Annotated in this window: 4 protein-coding genes and 1 pseudogene; 1 reads left to right on the top strand and 4 read right to left on the bottom strand. The window is 58.7% G+C overall.

The genetic code is table 11. The annotated features are described in order from the left end of the window. Both ACOI1H_RS23950 and ACOI1H_RS23945 read right to left on the bottom strand, forming a co-directional pair. Positions 1–572 (bottom strand): annotated as a pseudogene (locus tag ACOI1H_RS23950) (alkene reductase); the annotation flags it as partial. Between the two features lie 307 nt (positions 573–879). Continuing rightward, positions 880–1,449 carry a carboxymuconolactone decarboxylase family protein gene (locus ACOI1H_RS23945; RefSeq protein ID WP_422440704.1) on the bottom strand — a complete coding sequence of 190 codons (570 nt, stop codon included), beginning with the start codon at positions 1,447–1,449 and terminating at the stop codon, positions 880–882. A gap of 134 nt (positions 1,450–1,583) precedes the next feature. On the opposite strand from ACOI1H_RS23945, the gene ACOI1H_RS23940 reads away from it, so the two are divergent. Beyond that, complete coding sequence (locus ACOI1H_RS23940; protein WP_422440702.1) at positions 1,584–2,153, top strand: TetR/AcrR family transcriptional regulator; 570 nt, start codon at positions 1,584–1,586, stop codon at positions 2,151–2,153. Positions 2,154–2,300: 147 nt separating this feature from the next. On the opposite strand, the gene bioB is transcribed toward ACOI1H_RS23940, so the two are convergent. Both bioB and ACOI1H_RS23930 read right to left on the bottom strand, forming a co-directional pair. Continuing rightward, entirely contained in the window at positions 2,301–3,305 is a 1,005-nt protein-coding gene (gene bioB, locus ACOI1H_RS23935) for a biotin synthase BioB (protein ID WP_422440701.1), read from the bottom strand. Then, entirely contained in the window at positions 3,302–3,859 is a 558-nt protein-coding gene (locus ACOI1H_RS23930) for a biotin transporter BioY (RefSeq protein ID WP_422440700.1), read from the bottom strand. The genes bioB and ACOI1H_RS23930 overlap by 4 nt, the downstream gene beginning before the upstream one ends. Between the last annotated feature and the right edge of the window lie 164 nt (positions 3,860–4,023).

Below are 4,023 nucleotides of genomic sequence, written 5' to 3'. Positions count from 1 at the left end.
CCATCCATCAGGAATTGCTCAAGTAGATAGCCGTTGGCCGCGTGCACTTCGATGCCATCGAAGCCCGCAGCCTTCGCCGCTTTGGCGCCTGTCACGAAGTCGGCGATAGTCTCGCGTATTCCCTCTTCGGTCAGCGCGTCGGGCTTGGATGTGGGTTCGAACCCGTTGTGGGTATAGGTCATCGCCTCAGCCGCTTTGTCAGTCGAAGAGACAGGCGCGCGCCCATCGGGCAGCAACGAGGTATGGCTGATACGACCCACGTGCCAGAGCTGAACGAAGATGCGGCCGCCGTCAGCATGGACCGAGTCCACAATTTTCTTCCAGCCATCGATGTGGCTCGGGGTATAGATGCCGGGGGTTTTGATGTAGCCCTTGCCCATCGCCGAAACTTGCGTCGCTTCTGTAAAAATCAGGCCTGCCGTTGATCGCTGGCCATAGTAGGTCTGAGCCATTTCGACCGGGGTGCCGTCGTCCTGCGAGCGGTTTCGGGTCAGTGGTGCCATGAACACACGGTTGGGTAGTTCAAGATCGCCGAGTTTAGTCGGCTGGAACAGGGAAGATCGGTCAGTCATTCGTGTCTCCGTATGCGGTGATTGGTTTGGTGAAAATAATCAAGCAGCTCCGCCGTTCGACTTGCAGTAAAAGCCTGTCAGGCACTTTGTCAGTTCGGATATTGGCGCGATCGGATCGATGTTGAGATCGGCGCTGACGCAGTTGCCTGGGTGTCCCGTGCTTGCCTCTGAACTAGCATCTGCTTAGATATTAACCTTTGGGTTTCTATCACTAAGGCGTTCAGTTTCATATGCTTAGATGCCCGGCATCTTTCCAGTCCAAGTAAATTTAACCGAAGTGGACTTTCCGTAGGAAGACTTCAGATCGTCAGGCCGCGGCTTTGGGTGCCCTTTCCCAAGCGAAGCCTTTGAACGCCTCGTCGACCGGTGTTTGGGCGAGGTGGTTAGTGTAGTTCGACATGACCTTCTGCGACACGCCAAGGATCACTTCAAGCACCTGGCGTTTGGTGAAGCCTGCGTCGAAGAAGGCCTTGACTGCCGCCTCGCTGACATTGCCCCGTCCGCGCACGACGGCAAGCGTAAACACACGCAGTGCCTCGAGCCGATCATTGGGCAGTGGGGTTTCGTCGCGCAGCGCTGCAGAGATCGCATCGTCGACCTTCATCATTTTGGCGATGCCGGTATGCGCGGGCACGCAGTAACCGCACTCATGCTCGACGTTGATCGACTGCCAGACCACGGTCAGCTCGTCCTTGTCGAAGGTCGTCTGCTCGACAAACAGCTTATGAACCTGCTGATAGGCTTGCAGCAGCGCCGGGGCCTCAGCCATTACAGCGTGCAGCCCGGGGATGCGACCAAATGCCTTCTGCGAGTTTTCAAGCAGTGGGCGGCTTTCCTCGGGGGCGGTGTCGATCGTGTGCTTTGTGAAATCAGTCACGGGGTCTCCCATCTTTATTGAGCGATTGTTCAGGAATTCATTTAGCTTTACTTGAGTGATCATTCAAGTTATTTTTTGAACTAACACTCAAGTTTCTCTGGAGCGGAGCCATGGGCAGGACAGCGGGATATGACATGGACGCGGTCCTGGAGGCGTCGATGGCGCTGTTTTGGGCGCGTGGCTACCACAACACCACACTGAAGCATCTCGAAGGTGCGCTTGATATGCGCCCGGGCTCGATCTACGCAGCCTTCGGCTCCAAAGAAGCGCTGTTTCTCGCGGCGTTGGAACGTTATGCGCAGGGTGGCCGAATGGTGCTGGCCAACACGCTGGCGAGTGCCACTTCGCCGCTGGCAGGTCTGGCCACGTATGTGCGCATGCTGGGCAGCGTCATGTGCACTACGGACCCGTCGAGGGCTTGCATGCTGGTCAAGACGCTCTTGGAAACGCAGGAAGAAGATCCGAAATTGCGCCATTCCGTCGAGTTTATGATGCAAAAGGCAGAGACTGCGTTTGCTGAGGCCTTTACCGCAGCACGCGATGTAGGCGAGATCCCGCAAGGGTCGGACCCCAAACGACTGGCTGCACGGCTGCAGGCCGCCATATTCGGGCTGCGCTGTTATGCCCAACGCAGCGATGCAGCGGAACGCATCGAACGTCTCGCCGAGGATATCGCCTCGGATGTGGAGGCACTGCGCGGCTGATCAGCGGGCGGCAATGAGGTGGTCCCTGAAAACTGGAAACTGATCGTGTGGCTGTGACACCAACAAAATCCCGGTTTAGTCCACAACCTAGCTGTCTTATGATGTCTGCGCACCCCGTAGCCTCTCCGCAATTTGCATGGGAAGCTGTCAAGCTGTGGTGCGAGCGTCGATCCGGCGCGACAGTGCCGCTTCTGCCGGGAACGCCGTCGCTGGCGCGACGTGCATTCCCAGTCGATTGAGGAGCTCTGCATCACTTCCCGGCGAAGGATTTTCGGTGGTCAGGAGCTGATCGCCAACAAAGATCGAATTGGCGCCCACGAGAAAGCACAATGCCTGAAGCTCGTCGCTCATGCCCATCCGCCCTGCTGACAGACGCACCACGGTCGCTGGCATCATGATCCGCGCGAGCGCGACCATACGCACCAACGCAAAGGGATCGACTGGCTCAGCGCGGCTCTGAACCGGGACACCCTCTACCTTGTTCCAGAGGTTGATGGGGGCGCTGCCGGGGTGGGCCGGGAGGGTGGCGAGGGTAACCAGCATGGAAATGCGATCCCGCTCGGCTTCGCCCATGCCCAAGATGCCGCCGCAACAGACATTGATACCACCCTGTCGGACAAGCTCGACCGTTTCGAGGCGGTCTTCCATTGTGCGTGTCGCGGCGATCTGAGGATAGTAACCTGGAGATGTGTCGATGTTGTGGTTGTAGAAGTTGAGCCCCGCCTCCTTGAAACGGATCACCTGCTCCGGCGTAAGCATGCCGAGCGTCATGCAGGTCTCGAGGCCCAGCTTGGACACCCCACGCACCATCTCACAGAGCTTGTCCATGTCGCGATCCTTGGGGCTGCGCCACGCAGCGCCCATGCAGAAGCGATTTGCACCGACGGCCTTGGCCCGCCCGGCAGCTTCCAGCACCTCTTCGACGTCCATCAGCTTGGTAGCCTTCACGCCGGTTTTGTGGTGGGCGGATTGCGAGCAATAGCCGCAATCTTCCGGGCAGCCGCCGGTCTTGATGCTCAGCAGGCTTGCCGTCTCAATTGCGGTCGGGTTGAAGTGCTCCCGGTGGATGGTCTGAGCGCGATATGTCAGCTCCGGAAAAGGAAGGGCGTGGAGGGTCAGCGCCTCGTTGAGAGTCCAGTCGGTGCGTATCATTTCAGCCCCGCTTTCAGTCGGGCCACGCCCGACACCAGCGTGGCTGCAAGCGCCACCTTCACCAAATCGCCAAGTAAGAAGGGCGTGACCCCCGCCGCCAGAAGGTTGTGCGCAGGCACATAGGCTGCCAGCCATGCGACACCGGCGGCATAGACCACCGCGAGCCCGACCAGCATCGCGAGAACCCGCCCGACCCAGCCACGCCCCATGGCAAGCCATCCAATGAGGCCGGAGGCCAGCAGGAACCCCAGAAGGTAACCGCCGGTGGGGCCAATCATATAGGCCAATCCGATGCCGCGTTCTGGCGTGCCGGAGAAAACGGGCAATCCCATAGCGCCCGCGCCGAGGTAGGTCGCCATCGCTCCGAGTCCTAAACGCGGTCCCAGAAGTGCCGAGACAAAGAAGACCGCCAGCGTATGTAGGGTCATAGGCACAGGCCAGAAGGGAATTTGGAGCTTCGCCCCAAGGGTGATGAAAGCCGCACTGGTTAGTGCGGGCACAATCCACCGCCAGAGCGGCTCGACACGTGGGAATGCGGGTGTGAATAGCGCCATGACAGGATCTCCGTTTGCAGATTTTGATCTTTCCGCATTTGCAAAGAGTTCAGGCACCCACGCAATTGAGATTATAGATAATTAACCTGAAATCTCGTAAGTCTCCTCGACACAGGCATTTTTCCGCGCAGATTTCCGCTTTCCGATCCATCCGACGTGCCGTG

The sequence above is a fragment of the Loktanella sp. DJP18 genome (assembly GCF_049310965.1).
Taxonomy (GTDB): Bacteria; Pseudomonadota; Alphaproteobacteria; order Rhodobacterales; family Rhodobacteraceae; genus Loktanella.
The sequence above is the reverse complement of the archived record's forward strand: the minus strand, read 5'-3'. Positions and strand labels throughout refer to the sequence as shown.

Bases quoted from the DNA above. Each gene is read 5' to 3' on its own strand.
- ACOI1H_RS23940 (WP_422440702.1), top strand. From the start codon at position 1,584: ATGGACGCGGTCCTGGAGGCGTCGATGGCGCTGTTTTGGGCGCGTGGC.
- bioB (WP_422440701.1), bottom strand. From the start codon at position 3,305: ATGATACGCACCGACTGGACTCTCAACGAGGCGCTGACCCTCCACGCC.
- ACOI1H_RS23930 (WP_422440700.1), bottom strand. From the start codon at position 3,859: ATGGCGCTATTCACACCCGCATTCCCACGTGTCGAGCCGCTCTGGCGG.